Genomic DNA, 16,715 nt, shown 5'->3' on the forward strand with positions numbered 1-16,715 from the left:
AACTATTCTTATTTTTTTTCTTCCGTTGCAGGTTCTGCTTTAGCAGTATCAGTTGAGCCTTTGGTAGATTTATACTTATCGTTTATTTCTTTAAGTATCTCATCTGTAACATCATAACCGTCTTTTGCATATAGTACAGATGCAGCATCACCGGTTCCGTAAATGTAATCGTAACCTTTTTTCTTGCCGTATTCTTTGATTACTTTTTTAATCTGGCTTACTACAGTATCACGTTTTACACCAAATTCCTTAGCAAATTCTTCCTGGAAAGTTTGTTGTTTAACACTTAGCTCTTGCTGTCTTTTCTGTAGCTGTTGCCCTTTCAGTTGTGCCCATTCTGCACCTTTGGTCTGAGCTTCGCTTTGCGCAGCAGCCATATCCATCCTCAATGCCTCAGAGTCACTTTGAAGCTCGCGGCCCATTTCTTCTTCTTTCACTTTGGCCCTGTCTTCAAGGTCTTTCAGCTCGTCAGATTTTTCAATAAGCTTAGACGTATCCACATAAGCCGTTTTAAATCCTGAAGCCGTAGCGGCACCTTCTTTGTTGCAGGCTACAAGCGAAAGCATGGCAGCTGCTATAACTAATGTTTTTTTCATTTTCTGAAATTAGAGGTTTAAAAATTTTGGTAAAAATAATAATTCCGTTTTACGTACCAAAAACATCGCATTTTTTTCAATTTTTAAGGCCATAAATTTTTGCTATGGAAACCAAAAATCGACATAAACGTATTCAATTAAAACCGGCTTTAAATAAGGCGATTTGCCGAAGTTTCGAAAAAAGGCAACCCAAACGGATGTTGTAATGCAAAAAAGCCCGAAAACAAGCTTATTTTAGTTTTTAGCGTTTTTTAGCACGTAAATATGCGACGAATACTCCATGTTTTTTGCTGCTTTTCGGTTTGACACCCATCCGCGCCAAAATCCACCCACAAAATTCATTTTCCCGGTTTTGTACTTTTCCGAAAGCAGGCTCACATAAAAACTGTCAAATTTCATCGGCAAAATTTCAACAAGATCCATTTGCTGCCTCCCGAAAAGTTTTTTTATCGATGTTTTACTGAAATGCCAAAGGTGCCTTGGCACATCATAGGCAGCCCAAAAGGCACCATAGTATTGCGCATCGTGTGATTTATAATTCGGCACGGCAATAACCAAAACCCCGTCGGGTTTTAAAATACGCTTCAGTTCTGTAATTTGTGCTTCCACATCAGGCACATGTTCCAATACGTGCCACATGGTAATCACATCTTTACTGTGCGACGGGATCTCTTGCAAATCGGATGTAAATGGCACGCCTTTGCCTTTTGCAATGCTCCTCGCCTTTTCACTCGGCTCAATTCCTGTAATATCCCAACCATTTTGCTGAGCTACTACCAGGAAATCACCTGTACCCGCACCTATGTCGAGCAATTGCCCTTTTGAAGGCTTAAAACGCTGCACCAGGCTGATTTTATCACGAAGTGCTTTCTGCTTTACTGTATGGTACAGTTTTTCAAATAGCGAACGCTTGCCATCGGTATGCGAAATATAATCATCACTTTCGTAGTACCTTCCAAGGTTTTCCAATGCCGGTTGCGGATGAGTTTTTAAAAGTTCCAGGTCTTTGTCAAGCAATAGTTCAAAAGTTTCCCCGGAAACAGAATGGTCTTTTACAGTAATGTAAATGTTGTGGTCTTTAAAATCCATTTATAGATTGTTGTATTCGTCTTTAAGTTTTGTAAGGTAATCCATAGCCACCTGGTGAAAAAGCGAGTTGGTCAGCAGGCAGTCTTCATTTGCATTATTAATTACAGAAAGCCCAATGAAGTGTTCCTTAGAACCCACCACATTAACGTCATTTTCCTGCTTGGTAACCATAAACTGGCCCATATCGAAATATTTTTGCAATTCGTCGTAGTCGTACACTAAAACTTTTAGGCGGTGCCCGTCATAGTTTACCCAGTATGATACGTCTACGTAACTGCCCACTCCATATTTATCGGCTACAAATTGCACAAACGGGATTTTTCGGGGATTATTCTCAAAAACAAAGGCCGTAAGCCCTTCTTCCTTCCCTAAAATCTTTTTCCCGTTTTCCAGCAGTACATAATCTTCAATTTCCACACTATGGCGCGTTGTACCACACGATGTAAATAACAAGGCTGCCATAAACACCAAAAGGGCCTGTTTTATAAACAGCCCTTTTGTTTTATATTGAGATTTCTCCACTTCGCTCCGCTTCGGTCGAAATGGAAATGAACGTTCCACGTGAAACATATTAACGGCCCATGTGAATTAGTAACACAGAAACGTCAGCCGGAGTAACACCACTAATGCGTGATGCCTGCGAAATAGTAACCGGACGTATCTTTTTCATTTTTTCGCGCGCTTCATAAGAAAGCGACTTAATTTTATCGTAATCGAAGTTTTCAGGAATTTTTACATCTTCAAGCCTATTAAGCTTGTCGGCGTTATTTTTTTCTTTTTCGATGTAACCCGAATATTTCACCTGTACTTCGGCCTGTTCTATAATTTCACGGTCGAGATCATGCTCAGCGATGTATTCCTGTACCTTTTCGAATTTAAGGATGTCTTCCAATTCAATCTGCGGACGGGAGAACACTTTAAACATTTTATCAGGCTGCGAAATCGGCGCAGATTCTTTAGATTCTAAAATAGGATTCGTTTCGGCAACCGTAACACTCGTTTCCCTGAAGAAATTTACAAATGCTTCGCTTTTTTCCTGCTTGTACTCCATCCTGCGTAAACGCTCGTCTGAAGCAAGCCCTATAGCATGCGACATTGGTGTTAACCTGAAATCGGCATTATCCTGACGCAGCAACGTGCGGTATTCCGCACGCGAGGTAAACATCCTGTAAGGCTCTTCGGTTCCTTTAGTAATAAGGTCATCTATAAGTACGCCAATATAGGCTTCATTACGTTTAAGGATTAACGATTCCTTTTCCTGTACTTTCAGCGCAGCATTTATACCCGCCATCAACCCCTGTGCAGCAGCTTCCTCATAACCGGTAGTACCGTTAATTTGCCCCGCAAAGAACAAACCGTCTACCAATTTTGTTTCAAGCGTATGCTTTAGCTGTGTCGGAGGGAAATAATCGTATTCTATAGCATAACCCGGACGGAAGAATTTCACATTCTCAAAACCGGCCACACTACGCAGCGCTTTAAACTGTACATCCTCCGGAAGGGAGGTGCTGAATCCGTTTACATATACTTCAACAGTATTCCAGCCTTCCGGCTCTACGAATATCTGGTGACGGTCTTTATCGGCAAAACGGTTTATTTTATCTTCTATTGACGGACAGTAACGCGGGCCAAGGCTTTTTATCCTTCCGTTAAACATAGGCGAACGGTCAAAACCCTCACGAAGCAAATCATGTACTTCGTTACTGGTATACGTCATATAGCATGAATGCTGTTCCACCAATGGTTTGGTTATATCCAGGTACGAAAACTTATCAGGGTTTACATCTCCGGGCTGTTCCACCATTTTACTGTAATCAAGCGAACGGCCATCCACACGAGGTGGCGTACCGGTTTTCATCCTTCCGGCAGTAAATCCCGCAGCAACCAAATCTTCCGTAATACCATACGAAGCGCTCTCCCCTGCCCTGCCTCCACCAAACTGTTTTTCCCCAATATGGATTAATCCATTCAGGAACGTACCGTTTGTCAGCACCACAGTCTTGGCTTTGATTTCAATTCCAAGCGAAGTTTTAATTCCTTTTACTTCTCCATTCTCAATAATCAATCCTTTTACCATTTCCTGGTAAAAATCAAGATTTGGAGTACCCTCCAGCATCAGCCTCCACTCTTCTGCAAAACGCATACGGTCGCTTTGTGCGCGCGGGCTCCACATAGCGGGGCCTTTACTTTTGTTCAGCATCTTGAACTGGATTGCAGTCTTATCCGTCACAATTCCGCTATATCCGCCAAGCGCATCAATCTCACGCACTATCTGCCCTTTTGCTATACCGCCCATTGCCGGGTTACACGACATCTGGGCTATATTTTGCAGGCTCATTGTAACCAGCAGTGTACTACAACCCATATTGGCTGCTGCCGCAGCAGCTTCGCTGCCTGCGTGCCCCGCACCTACTACAATTACATCATATACATCCTGAAACATTATATTCCTTTCTTTTGTTCCACGTGGAACAGATTTATTTTAAAAATTTTCTCGTGTTCCACGTGGAACACGATACTAAAGTTTACCGAATAACGTTCCACGTGGAACAAATAAATACTCGGCATTAAAATTAATTATTCAACAACTATTTTAATGTGTTTTGAAACACCATCATAATCAGTTAAACTTGCAACATAGACACCTGGGCCTATATTAAAGATACTGTAAGTTTCGGAATGTATATTGTCTACAAACAGCACCTCCTTGCCGACAAAATCTCGAATCGATAAAGATGAAAGTAATTTGTTACTTTTGAATGTGTTTTTAAAATATAAAAATTCATTCTTGTGCTGAGCATCTAAATTCAAACTGGCTGGTTTCAATCTTACAAGCTCTTTGGTCGACTCGCTATTAAAACTATTAAAATCTCCGAAAACTAAAAAAGTATTATCTACATGCTTTAAAATTTTAATTACACCAAAGCCTTGATCGTAAAAACCAAAGCCATTTTCCATCGTAAAAGTAGAATCTAATCCCCCATTAACATCAGTTTTAATCAGACTATAAGTCTGTGTGTTTTCATAATCACCAATATTTCCACCCGCATAGACGTCGTTACCATCAACAAAAACAGTATTACAAATATATGTTAAGCCAGAATAAGGGCCTGGGCCTGGTATAATATAATTACTGAAAGTAGTATCTAACTCATAACCGTTAGAAAACTTACAGAAGTAAGAAAACCCAGGATTAGAAGCAGCTTTGAAAAGCCCGGATAAAATAAAATCTCCATTTTCAAAAAAAAACATATCTTTAGTGACACCAAAGAGATAAAAATTAGAATTAAAGTTATCATCACCAACAAAACTTGCATTATATCTTTTGAAAGAGTAACCCCCAGAAGTTTCTAAATAAATATTACCTAAAGGATCTATATAAATATTATCATAACCATATGTGTAGTAGGGATAGTTATAACTACTATCAACTGTGCCGTTATCATTCAATTCAGCTAAATTTCTATAATCGTCTTCAGCAGCATAAATAATAAAATCACCGACAATAATAAGTTTATCTTCTAATGACAACTTAAAATCATTAATTTCGGGATAATACATATGAAAAACACTAAGATCAGGATTAAAAGTTGAATCAATTTCACCTGTTGAAAGTAACCTAACTAAATACTGACGACTCGTAGAACCAAAAGAAGTAAATGCACCACGAATATAGATACGACCAGCAGAATCAACTAATACTCCTAAAATCGTCGCATTAGCCGTATTAATAACAAATGACTCATCAATTGAGCCGTCTGAATTTAATTTTATAACCTTGTTGGAATCTTCAAAATAACCGACAACAATGATTTTATTATCGGGAAGTACTACAAAGTCTCTTATATTAGACGGACCTGTAGCATCCATATTAAAAGTATCATCAAGAACTAATGATTGACCATTACATAAAGTAATAACTAAAAAGAAAAAAAAGATAATTGCTTTCATGTTATAAATTTGGTTAGTTGTTCATCTTCTTTTAATCGCATTAATTGCTCATCAGCTTCAGTCTTGTCTTTGTATCCGCAATAGTGTAGAATACCGTGTACCATGACACGGCGTAATTCTTCTTCAAACTCAACCTTAAAATCAGCAGCATTTTCGCGAACACGCTCTACCGAAATGAATATATCACCACTGATAAGGTTACCCATAGTGTAGTCAAAACTGATAATATCGGTAAGCGTATCGTGGTTTAAGAACTCGATATTCTTTTCGAGAAGATAAGCATCATCACAAAAAATGTAATTGATTTCACCTTCCGTTTTATCTTCACTGTCTATGACTTCAGAAAGCCAGTTTTCATACTGCTCTTCGTTCTGAATCTCAAAGTCTGTTTCGTAATTAAAACTAATCATTGCTTTTAAAATAAGTTTGAACCTTTTGGTTAAAATTCGGGCGCAAAGGTAGTGGTTGTCTGTTTAATATCTCTACACTATTCAGATATTCTTTTAAAGATTCCGGAAGCTGGTTAGCCGTGTTATTAAACTCCTTTTTATTGGTTTCACTTTGCCTTTTATTGTCCTGCCCTTGTTGTAATGTTGCCTTGTCAAGTTTCAGCAATTCCTGTTTCAGGTTTTGCATACGTTGCAGGGTTTCGTTTTTAAAGCCTTTATCAAGCAGTTGTTTTTCTATCTCCTTCATTTGGCGCAGTGCATTCTGTCCGTTGCCACCCATACCCTGCTTATCTAACAATTGCTGTAACTGCTCACGAAGCTTTTGTTGTTCTTTGTATATTTCAAGCAGGCGCTCAGCGTTTCCTTCACCATCATTACCATCGCCGTCACCCTGACCCTGGCCTTGTCCTTTACCTTGCTGTCCCGGTTTTTGTCCTCCTTCTTTGCCTCCCTGCTTACCTCCTTCTTTTTGGCCGCCTTCTTTCTTGCCTTCACCATCCTGTTTTTGTTCTCCTTCATTGCCTTTACCCTGGCCTTGCTGCATACCCTGCTGCATCTTTTGGGAAAGCCCTTGCTGTTTCTGGATTATGTCAGAAAGCTGTACTTCTTTACCTTGTTGCCCTTTGCCCTTACCTTTACCGGTGCCCATACCCTGCATTTGCATCTGCATATTGTTAAGGGCATCGCTAAGGAAATCAGCAAGCTTATTGGCAGAAGTTATAGCAAACTGCTGGTTACTCACACCCCTCGGAACTATATTTTCAGCAAGGTCGTCAAGTGCTTTATCAACATAATAATGCACATTACCCACCTCCTTAGTTATCTGTTCTGAAATGCGTGGGTTACGTAGTGACATAGCAAAAAGGCTGTCATCAACGTGGCCGAACTGTATTTTTAAATCCTGTTGCTTTTTAAGATACTTGGCAAAGTTAGCATTGCGAGAACCTGCATTTTTAAACTGCCCCATAACATCCTCCTGAGAGAACGAATATGCAAGCAGGTTATCCAGTATCTGGCGCAGCATTTTTACATCTTCTTCAAGCTGTTCCTGCTCCCCGCCTTCCATCTGCATTTGCATCTGGTTACCCATCTGCTTCATCTTATTAGCAGCATTTTTCTGCTTAGGTTTCGCTTTGCTTTGTTTGCTCTTTTGGTCGCTGCCCTCTTTTTGGAGTTCATCCTGGGCCTGTTTCATATCCTGCTCTATGCTCTGCTCCTGCTTTTCATCTGTAGGAATATCCATAGGTTTTTTAAGCTCCTGGTTTTGCTTATCCAGTTCACGCATTTCTTTTTGAAGCTTGTCAAATTCCTTATTGATTTCGCTTTGCTCCTTAGCGTTGTTGTCTTTATCCTCGGCAAGCTTGTCCTGTTTTTCACCAAGCTGGTTTAGCTTTTCGGCAATCTGTTCCGCTTTCTTTTCTACGTAAAAACGCTTGGTAAGTTCCACCAGCTGCTCTAGGTTTTTAGTCTGGTCCTTGCTCTGTTGTTTTAGTTTATCAACCTTATCAAACAGTTCTTCCTCCTGAAGTTTGTTGGTTAGCTTTTCAAGTTCTTCAAGAAGTTTCTGGTTTTTCTCAGACTCCTTTTCATTCTTTTCAAGGCGCTTCATCAATTCTTCCTTAAACTCATCCTTCTTTTCCGGAAGGAATTTTTCAAGATTTTCCTTAAGCTCTTTGCTCAGTTCCTGCTTACGTTCTTCAAGCTGTTGCTGCTTATTGATGAAATCCTGTACTTTCTTCTGGTCTTTAAAATCAAGCTCGCTCTTTTCTTTGCCCATTTTCTGGAGCTTGTCCAGTTCAGCATTCTGTTTGTTTTGGTTCTTTATAGATTTTTCAAGGTTGCCAATATTACTGTTCTGCTCCTGCAACGCTTTCTCCTGTTGCTCCTCACCAGTCAGTTCTTTGTGAGAGAATACAGACGACTTAGTACTCTTAAAGCCATGCACGGCATCGTTATCAAAAACCTCAAAATAGTACTCGTACACCACACCCTCTTTAATGGCTAACCCTTCAGGGAAGCTGTAGTAAAAACGGTCAACGGTACCTTTCTTAATTGGCAATGTTCCACGCTTGGCATTGGCAGGATTGTCCTGAGGATAATACACTATCTGTAATTTGGTAAACCCATTATCATCACTCAGCTGGCCCAGTACAATGTCTTTTTTCAGCTTCAGACTATCCGGAGCCGCCTGTACGCTAATAGTTGGATACTGGTCTTTGATAGTAGATATCTGATACTGCAGCTTTTCGTGGTTTTTTACCTTGTCATTTGAGGTAATAATTTGATAATCTGTGTTTTGAAGTATATTTTTACTGAAACTGAAGCTGTTATCGTTATTATTGAAGTCAGATGCAGCATTGTTAGCCATCCACTGTACATTACCGGTAGCCAGCGCATCAATTTTCCAGGTTACTTTAGTGCCTTCAGGCACAATGGCATTACCAGTACCCTTAACCACCTCATTCTTCTTGCCAAGGTACGACGGGAACTGTAATACCATTTCGAAGTTGGCAATAGTAGGCACAGCCACCACTTCAAGTTCATAAGGTTTACTGTCTACATTATTAGCCGAAAGCTGGAAGCTAATGGCTTTTGTAGGTTTTTCAAAACGGTAGGTAAATACACCGGGCTTTACATTCTCCAGGTAATAATGCTCATCACCTATGGTTATCATGGCATTTTCGGGAACTACGCTTCCCACGGTTTTCACCTCAAGTAAAAAGTCGGTGTCCTGTTGTGCCGTAAGCGACTTATTAACAACCACAAATTCAAACGGCGCCGGTGGTGCGTAATGTTTGTCGTAATTAACAACACGGGTAAAACTGTTGGTAATAACTTCACTGTTGCCACTGATAAAAAAGAACAACAGCAGCAACAATGGCACAGCCGCATACGGAATGTATTTTACGTTCTTTTTAAAATTAACCGCATTGGTAAACGGTATCGGCTGCAGGCTGTTTGCCTTCTGCTCTATCGAAGCAATAAGAAGTTCACTTTGCTGCGGCTCGTTGTTCAGTTGCAGGAAGTTGGTTAGCTTATCACTCACTTCGCTGAAGTGGCTGCCAATAATAGCCGATGCCTGTTTGTAATCGATACCCTTCTGTAACTTGAATAATTTGAACAACGGAAACAAAATAAAACGCCCAAGCAGCACAACTTCCACAGTTATGAACAGCCAGAATAAGGCAGTCCTACCCTTTTCGGGCAGCCACAGGAAATATTCTATAAGGAAGGTTACTATAAAGTAAAATATCCCAAGGCCGGTAAAGAAAATTGTTCCACGAATAACTTCATTGGTATAATACTTCTTTATAAAGGCTTCGAGCTTGGCGTATATAATGGTTTTTGCTTCCAAATTGTGTATAAATTAACTACCGTTGTTAATAACTGATAAAAGTACAAATTATCCCGATAGTAAAAACGGATTTTTTCGCTACTAATTGTTGATAATGGGGTTATACGGTTATGCGGTTATTTGGTTATTCGGAAAACCATAGATTCAATATCCAATCTTGTGTAACATCTGTATCGAATTACCAAATAACCGCATAACCGTATAACCCAAAACGAATCACCATATAACCAAATAACCGCATAACCCAAAAAAACTATCTTTGCATAAAAATTTACAACATCATGTCTAAACCGGTACGTGTGCGTTTTGCACCAAGCCCTACTGGCCCGCTACACATAGGCGGTGTACGTACGGCATTATTTAATTATCTGTTTGCCAAAAAACACGGCGGAACCTTTTACCTACGTGTAGAAGATACCGACCAAAACCGTTTTGTACCCGGAGCCGAAGAATACATAGTGGAAGCACTAAACTGGCTGGGTATACCTTTTGATGAAGGTGTGGGCAAGAACGAAAAATTTGGCCCGTACCGCCAAAGCGAACGCAAAGAAATATACGGACAATATGCTACCCAGCTTATACAAGGCGGATGGGCATACTATGCCTTTGATTCAGCCGAAGCACTGGATGAAGCCCGTAAAGCGGAAGAAGCGGAAGGAAAAACCTTTATATACAACCATACCACACGTGGAACACTGGATAACTCACTAAACCTTTCGGCTGAAGAAACAGCATCAAGGATTAACAACGGTGAGCATTATGTAATCCGTTTTAAAACTCCGGTAGATGAAACATTACACCTTAACGACATTATTCGTGGGGATATAAAGTTTGAAACCAACCTGCTTGACGACAAGGTACTTTACAAAAGCGATGGTATGCCTACCTATCACCTGGCTAATATTGTAGATGACCACCTTATGGAAACCAGCCACGTTATACGTGGTGAAGAATGGTTGCCGTCTATGCCGCTGCACGTACTACTATACAGGGCTTTCCAGTGGGAAGCGCCTGAGTTTGCTCACCTACCGCTAATATTAAGACCTGACGGAAAAGGTAAACTTAGTAAAAGAGATGGTGACAAATACGGTTTCCCTGTATTTCCACTGCAATGGAATAATGTCGATGGAACGTCATCTATAGGTTACCGCGAAGAAGGCTATCTTCCAGATGCAATAATTAACTATCTATCTCTGCTTGGCTGGAATCCCGGTACAGAGCAGGAATTTTTTACCCTTGATGAATTAGTACAATTGTTCGACTTGGAACGAGTACATAAAGCAGGTGCACGTTTTGATATTGAACGCATAAAGTATTTTAACAAGAACTATTTCCCACAACAAGATAATGCAACGCTGGCAAAAGACTTAAGTCACCAGCTACTTGAAAAAGGAATCAACGTACCTGTAGAAACCGTTTCACGCGTTGTAGGCCTTGTTAAGGAACGTGCTACGTTTGCATCTCAATTATGGAACCTGAGCCATTATTTCTTTGTAGCTCCTGAATCGTTTGACGAAAAGGCTGTAGCAAAACAATGGAAACCCGATACAAGCGCCCTGCTGAACGAACTGGCAGCAGAACTGGAGAATACCTTAGACTTTAGTTCAGCCAACACAGAAAGCGTTGTAAAGGCCTGGGTGGAACAAAAAGGTATAGGGATAGGTAAAGTTATGGCGCCGCTGCGTTTAAGCCTTGTAGGCGAATTACAGGGTCCTCACCTGTATGATATCATGGAAATCATCGGTAAAACCGAAACAATAAACAGGATATACAAAGCTGTTGAAACATTATAAAAACCAAAAGGGCTGTCTTAACCGACAGCCCTTTTATGTTTTACCACCTATGTATAGAGTTAATGACAAGCCGTTAAGTGTACCTTTTAAGTTAGATCCATTAGCTTGTACACCCTGAAGGGCATTAGTAAATCCCCTTGTATACCGTAGTACCAGCCTTACCCCTTCATACCCGCCGAAAATACCAATGTTAGCACCAAAATTGGTATCAGGCATGTTTTTAAAAGTACCGTTATCTATTCCAGTAGTATAATCCCTTCCGGCGAAATCATCATCTCCTACAGGGGCTAACTTCTGAAAAAATATAGAGAAATAAGGCCCGCCCTGTACTCCCATGTAAAACTCATCTTCTTCATAAGGTATAAGGTAATAATTACCGTTAAACATTACATCAAAGTTTTGAAAATCATAAACATCTTCTTTCGCCTTACCACCTTCACTGTATTTCAAATACTGTAAATTCCTGTTGTAAATAAGGTCGCTTTGTATATCCCATGTTTTGTGTTTAAGGAAGTTACACGAAACACCGAACGAATAACCCGGCCCGGCAGCGTCTTTAAATGCTTTGGAAGAAAAATTATAGTAATTCAATCCACCTGAGATATACAGATAGCTTGGGGTAGTATCGTATTCAGCTTCATCATCTTGAGAAAAACCTAAAAAAGGCAGTAATAACAGGCAGTAAAATGAAAATTTAAACATAAATTAATAATTGGTGATTGCCGGCAAATATACAATAACGCGTTAATAGTGTAACAACCTTGGCTTTTTTGCGTATAATTACATATAACATTAAAACCAATTCCAATGATGGGAACAGCTTTTTTAGTTTTTATCCTGTTTGTAGGGCTTATCATCCTCTTTACAGGTATTTTTACTGTAAGACAGCAAACAGCAGTAATTATTGAACGATTTGGTAAATACCAAAGCATCCGCCATGCAGGTTTACAGTTTAAGATACCGGTAGTGGATAAACAGGCAGGACGCATTAATCTTAAAATACAGCAGCTTGATGTAATTATTGAAACCAAAACGAAGGAAAACGTGTTTGTAAAAATGAAGGTTTCTGTACAGTTTAAGGTAATCCAGGATAAGGTATACGAAGCGTTTTATAAACTGGAATACCCGCATGACCAAATCACTTCTTACGTATTTGACGTAGTACGTGCCGAAGTACCAAAGCTGAAGCTTGACGATGTTTTTGAACGCAAGGATGATATAGCCATTGCTGTAAAACGTGAGCTTAATGAGGCCATGACTACGTATGGTTATGATATCATCAATACGCTGATTACCGATATAGACCCGGATCCTCAAGTAAAAAATGCCATGAACCGTATTAACGCTGCCGACCGCGAAAAGGCTGCTGCCGAGTACGAAGCCGAAGCACAACGCATACGTATTGTAGCTAAAGCTAAGGCCGAAGCTGAGAGTAAACGCCTTCAGGGACAAGGTATTGCCGACCAGCGCCGTGAAATAGCACGTGGCCTTGTAGAGAGTGTAGATACACTAAACAAAGTAGGCATCAACAGCCAGGAAGCCTCTGCGCTTATAGTAGTTACGCAACACTATGATACGTTACAGGCTATAGGCAGCGATACTAACAGTAACCTGATATTACTGCCTAATACACCACAGGCTGCTAACGACATGCTGAACAATATGATAGTTTCATTTGCAGCAAGCAACCAGGTAAGCGAAAAGCTGAAGTCTTCTAAGAAGAATACTGATACAGGGCATAAACCTTACTTAGACCACCCCGACAATACGGGTGAAAATAACGACTAATATAAAGATGCTTCCTTAGGGGAGCATTTTTTTTACATTGATATTAAACCATTTAGCTTCATCAAAGTCATATGTTTAACTATAACTGTAATTTTATGAAAAATACATTTTTAAAAGCAATGGTACTGGGATGTGTACTTACTGCTACAGCCGGGTTTGCCCAGGATAAAACTATAGAAAAGCCACAACGTAATGGCGAAAAGATGTTCGAAAAGCTGGATACCAACGCCGATGGTAAGTTAAGCAAGGAAGAAGCAGAAAAAGCGGAAAGGCCTATGCTGAAGGAAAAATTTGATGAGATAGACGCAAACAAAGACAAATTCCTGGATAAAGACGAACTTAAAGCCTTCCGCGAAAAGCAGATGGCTAACCGGAAAAAGAAAGAAGAACAATAAATATAAAGGCTACCGATTGGTAGCCTTTGTTATAGATACTTTCTAACAAGTTTAACGATAAGGAATACTACGCCTATAGCCAGTAAAATATTAAACAGTACCCATAAAAATACTGAAGGAATAAAATCATTAGTAGCCGTTTCCATGATATAATTGGTTTTGTATACCCAAAGATATAAAAAAAGCTATCGAAATGATAGCTATCCACTTGATTTATAAAACCTAAAAGAATTTTTTCATCAGCCATGTTATAGCGGCACTCTTTATAGACCCCGAAAATGTACCCAGTATGTTGAATATCTTTTTGGGTGTTTCGCCTATAATATTACCGGGTTCCAGGCTTTCTTTAGTTTCATTAAGGCTTCTTTTAAATTTTGCATAGGCCAGGTCACGTTCTAATTTCAGTATTTCGAGCTCCCTGTTTATTTCCTCAAAACTGCGGTATACTTTTGTTTGCATGGCTTAGTCGTATTTTTTAAAAAACATTTTTGAAAAGTTGGCAAGCAATGGGCCTTCCACAATTTTATCCTGAACCTTATATACTATAATGGCTATAATAAGGTAAATAAGCCCCATAATAAGGAAACCGTAAGCAAAATTATTTAGCCAGTAACCAAAACCAAGTGCCAGGGCAATTGAAAAAAATACGGTAACTATTACCAGCATAGTAGCCAGCAAAAACAGTTTGAGCATTTGTGCAGTGCTCTTCATCAGTAACTTAAAAGCCCAAAGCTTATAATAGGCAACACTGCTGTCTATAAGTTTTTTGGTTTCGTTTTTAAGTTCTTCTGCGTTTTCCTTAATTTCTTCAAATGCCATGGCAGGTATATGGTTTTATTAGCTTAGCTGTTAGTTAGACGATGGAGTAGCGGCTTTGGCACTGCTCTTTAGTTCCTCAAGTTTTTTCTCAAGGGTAGCAATCACCTCTTCAGCCTTATCTTCCACATTTGCTACAAGCTTATCAAGCCCGGCTTCAATATCCTGGCTTGCATAACCAAATTTGCTTTTTACCGTTTCGGTAAAATCGCCAATTTTGTTTTTAAGCTCATCTGCCTTTTGGGTAGCACCGTCTTTAATTTTTTTTCTTGTTTTACTTCCTTCGTCCGGAGCAAATAAAATTCCTAAAGCTGCCCCTACAGCCGCACCGGCAAGTACGGCCACAATTGTTGATGTTTTACCAGCCATAATTATAAATTTTAATGATTAAAAATCGGTTTTGAATTAACTCTTATAAAGGTAGGGAATTTTAACAGAGCCGGGATGTTAATAAGTGGTTAATTTAGGCATAAAAAACATACAAAATTGAAATAAGGCGATTTCCCGAATGTTTGTAATAGCAAATGATAAATAGCATTGCCTGTTTTTAAAAATCGATTATATCTAAAATATAAAAGTTACTTTTAAAAGTTTAAAACTATTAATATTTAAAAAATAATAGTTTTTATAAATAATAAAGCTACCCTATATATCTATACAGAAATATAAGATAGCCTTATAAAACTAACAATAATGAAAAAACTTAATTACGTACTAACTTTAATGATTTTGATTCGTTACCTGAATTCAGGTTAACCATATAAATTCCCGAAGCAAGATTTGAAGCATCTATAGTATGCTCCATCAATCCTGAATCCTGGCCTTTGATATTTTCGGTATACACAACCTGCCCGGCAAGGTTAACAATCGTGATATTTAAATCAGATTTGTATTTGTTGTAAGCATACAGTTGGAACATGCTTCCTTTAACCGGATTTGGTGTTGCAAAAAATGTGTTTTCATTTACAGATACTTCTTCTTTCTCAGGTTTAACATCAGCCATCTTACTGGTACTGCTGCTTATGTATTCTAATACCCACTGCTGGTTGATGCTAACATTACTATACCAATGTTGCAATATGCTGCTGTTAGCTGTTAATCCACCTGTATCCACGCACTTACCATTACTACGGTTAGTCAGTTTATAGTAAGGCCCTGCTGCTGAAATAGCCCATTGCTGGTTGTAGTTAGGGCTGCTTGTCCACTGCCCTACGTTAGAACCATCGGCAGTAGCTCCTACACTGTCCAGGTACTTGCCACCAGTAACACATTTTAGTTTGTAATAACCACTGCCTTCGTATGTTATAACCCAGCGCTGGTTGTTAGACGAGCTTGAAGAATACTGTACCACAGAAGCCCCATCGGTAGTAGCACCCAGGTTATCAAGGTATTTTCCGCTGGCTACATTCTTCAGTTTATAGGTACCGTTTGGCACAATCTGGCTTGCCGTACCGGCTACCGGCCAGTCGTTACTCCAACCCAGGGTTGTGGTCATCAGCTTAGGTGCACCATTGTCATTACCGTCATAAAAATGGTAACTAAGTGTAGATTCCCCATACCCGAAATGCCCCGGGCCTATGTACCTTCCGTTCTTATTCGGTAAAAAAGTAGTACCACCATTGTTCATAAGGCTAATACCGTTTTGGTCATAATAAGGCCCTGTTGGCGAAGTGGCACGGCCAACCTGCATGTAATAACCTGAGTTTACACCACTACAGCATAATCCCCTCTGGAAGAACAGGTAATAATAACTGTTACGTTTCATGATACCTGGGCCTTCTACCTCCCCGGCTACAAGATCCCAGTGGTTACTGTTCAGCCTGAGGCCCGTACTGGCATTCAGCTGTATCATATCGATACCGCTTTGCCAGTTACCATAGGTCATGTACATGTTAGAACCATCGATAAGTATCGCAGGGTCTATACAGTTATTCCCGGCAACAATCATCCCTTTATCTGTCCATGGGCCCGATAGGTTAGTAGCTGTTGCTAAGCCAATTGCAGCCGGAGCACCGGTACCTGCACAAGAGTAATAACAGTAATAGGTACTGCCGATTTTTACTACTTCAGGAGCCCAGAAAAAGCCATTGAATCCGGTTACATACGTAGCAATCCAGCTGGGCCAGGTACCCACAGGAAATACAGTATTTTCGGTTTGCCAACTTGAAAAACCAGTAGTATTAGACGATATGGTATAAATACCATCGCCGGTTGCAAAATGCCAGTAGCGCCCATCGGTATTCCTGATGGTGCTTGAAGGGTCGTGGATGCCGGGCTGGGCATAAAGCCACCCTGCGCAAAACAAAATAACAAGATTAAAAATGAAACCCTTAGGGCTTCGTCCGGAGCTGAAATTTGGTTTTAGATTCATAAAAATATAGAGTTTGGTTTATTTACTCATGACCTAAAAACACCTTATAAAAAGGCAATAAAAATCTGATACGTGTGCTATGCAACGTATTTACTGGACCTTCAACATTTAA

The 16,715-nt window shown here is 39.8% G+C and carries 15 protein-coding genes; 3 read left to right on the plus strand and 12 right to left on the minus strand.

Features of this window, described 5'->3' with window-relative positions; all coding sequences use genetic code 11:
- Positions 1-8: 8 nt before the first annotated feature.
- From ACZIX4_RS05530 to ACZIX4_RS05560, 7 genes are all read right to left on the minus strand, one after another.
- Positions 9-596: an OmpH/Skp family outer membrane protein gene (locus tag ACZIX4_RS05530; protein ID WP_463334616.1), complete on the minus strand. Its 588-nt coding sequence runs from the start codon at positions 594-596 to the stop codon at positions 9-11.
- A 234-nt stretch (positions 597-830) separates the two neighbouring features.
- A complete protein-coding gene (locus tag ACZIX4_RS05535) occupies positions 831-1,685 on the minus strand; it encodes a class I SAM-dependent methyltransferase (protein WP_463334617.1) in 855 nt (284 codons plus the stop codon).
- Complete coding sequence (locus ACZIX4_RS05540) at positions 1,686-2,207, minus strand: hypothetical protein (protein ID WP_463334618.1); 522 nt, start codon at positions 2,205-2,207, stop codon at positions 1,686-1,688.
- A gap of 49 nt (positions 2,208-2,256) precedes the next feature.
- A complete protein-coding gene (mnmG, locus tag ACZIX4_RS05545; RefSeq protein ID WP_463334619.1) occupies positions 2,257-4,128 on the minus strand; it encodes a tRNA uridine-5-carboxymethylaminomethyl(34) synthesis enzyme MnmG in 1,872 nt (623 codons plus the stop codon).
- Between the two features lie 134 nt (positions 4,129-4,262).
- On the minus strand, positions 4,263-5,636 hold the full coding sequence (locus ACZIX4_RS05550; protein WP_463334620.1) for a delta-60 repeat domain-containing protein: 1,374 nt from the start codon (positions 5,634-5,636) through the stop codon (positions 4,263-4,265).
- On the minus strand, positions 5,633-6,046 hold the full coding sequence (gene ybeY / locus ACZIX4_RS05555; RefSeq protein ID WP_463334621.1) for an rRNA maturation RNase YbeY: 414 nt from the start codon (positions 6,044-6,046) through the stop codon (positions 5,633-5,635). The genes ACZIX4_RS05550 and ybeY overlap by 4 nt, the downstream gene beginning before the upstream one ends.
- Positions 6,039-9,440 carry a hypothetical protein gene (locus tag ACZIX4_RS05560; protein WP_463334622.1) on the minus strand — a complete coding sequence of 1,134 codons (3,402 nt, stop codon included), beginning with the start codon at positions 9,438-9,440 and terminating at the stop codon, positions 6,039-6,041. Before ACZIX4_RS05560 ends, ybeY begins: the two co-directional genes overlap by 8 nt.
- Positions 9,441-9,721: 281 nt before the next feature.
- Between ACZIX4_RS05560 and gltX the strand changes: the two genes are divergently transcribed.
- A complete protein-coding gene (gene gltX / locus ACZIX4_RS05565; RefSeq protein WP_463334623.1) occupies positions 9,722-11,233 on the plus strand; it encodes a glutamate--tRNA ligase in 1,512 nt (503 codons plus the stop codon).
- 33 nt (positions 11,234-11,266) lie between these two features.
- On the opposite strand, the gene ACZIX4_RS05570 is transcribed toward gltX, so the two are convergent.
- On the minus strand, positions 11,267-11,935 hold the full coding sequence (locus ACZIX4_RS05570) for a hypothetical protein (RefSeq protein ID WP_463334624.1): 669 nt from the start codon (positions 11,933-11,935) through the stop codon (positions 11,267-11,269).
- Between the two features lie 108 nt (positions 11,936-12,043).
- Between ACZIX4_RS05570 and ACZIX4_RS05575 the strand changes: the two genes are divergently transcribed.
- The gene (locus ACZIX4_RS05575) at positions 12,044-13,021 is read left to right on the plus strand and encodes an SPFH domain-containing protein (protein ID WP_463335182.1); all 978 of its coding nucleotides are present in this window, start codon (positions 12,044-12,046) and stop codon (positions 13,019-13,021) included.
- 95 nt (positions 13,022-13,116) lie between these two features.
- The gene (locus tag ACZIX4_RS05580) at positions 13,117-13,416 is read left to right on the plus strand and encodes an EF-hand domain-containing protein (protein ID WP_463334625.1); all 300 of its coding nucleotides are present in this window, start codon (positions 13,117-13,119) and stop codon (positions 13,414-13,416) included.
- Between the two features lie 222 nt (positions 13,417-13,638).
- Here ACZIX4_RS05580 and ACZIX4_RS05585 read toward each other — a convergent pair whose 3' ends face one another.
- The 4 genes from ACZIX4_RS05585 to ACZIX4_RS05600 all read right to left on the minus strand — a co-directional run bounded on the left by ACZIX4_RS05585 (position 13,639) and on the right by ACZIX4_RS05600 (position 16,603).
- Positions 13,639-13,875, minus strand: a complete 237-nt coding sequence (locus ACZIX4_RS05585; RefSeq protein WP_463334626.1) for a DUF6327 family protein — start codon at positions 13,873-13,875, stop codon at positions 13,639-13,641.
- 3 nt (positions 13,876-13,878) lie between these two features.
- The gene (locus tag ACZIX4_RS05590) at positions 13,879-14,235 is read right to left on the minus strand and encodes a competence protein (protein ID WP_463334627.1); all 357 of its coding nucleotides are present in this window, start codon (positions 14,233-14,235) and stop codon (positions 13,879-13,881) included.
- 30 nt (positions 14,236-14,265) lie between these two features.
- Positions 14,266-14,601, minus strand: a complete 336-nt coding sequence (locus tag ACZIX4_RS05595) for a YtxH domain-containing protein (RefSeq protein ID WP_463334628.1) — start codon at positions 14,599-14,601, stop codon at positions 14,266-14,268.
- Positions 14,602-14,935: 334 nt separating this feature from the next.
- Complete coding sequence (locus ACZIX4_RS05600) at positions 14,936-16,603, minus strand: family 43 glycosylhydrolase (RefSeq protein WP_463334629.1); 1,668 nt, start codon at positions 16,601-16,603, stop codon at positions 14,936-14,938.
- Positions 16,604-16,715: the final 112 nt, after the last annotated feature.

The sequence above is a fragment of the Flavobacterium niveum genome (assembly GCF_055231775.1).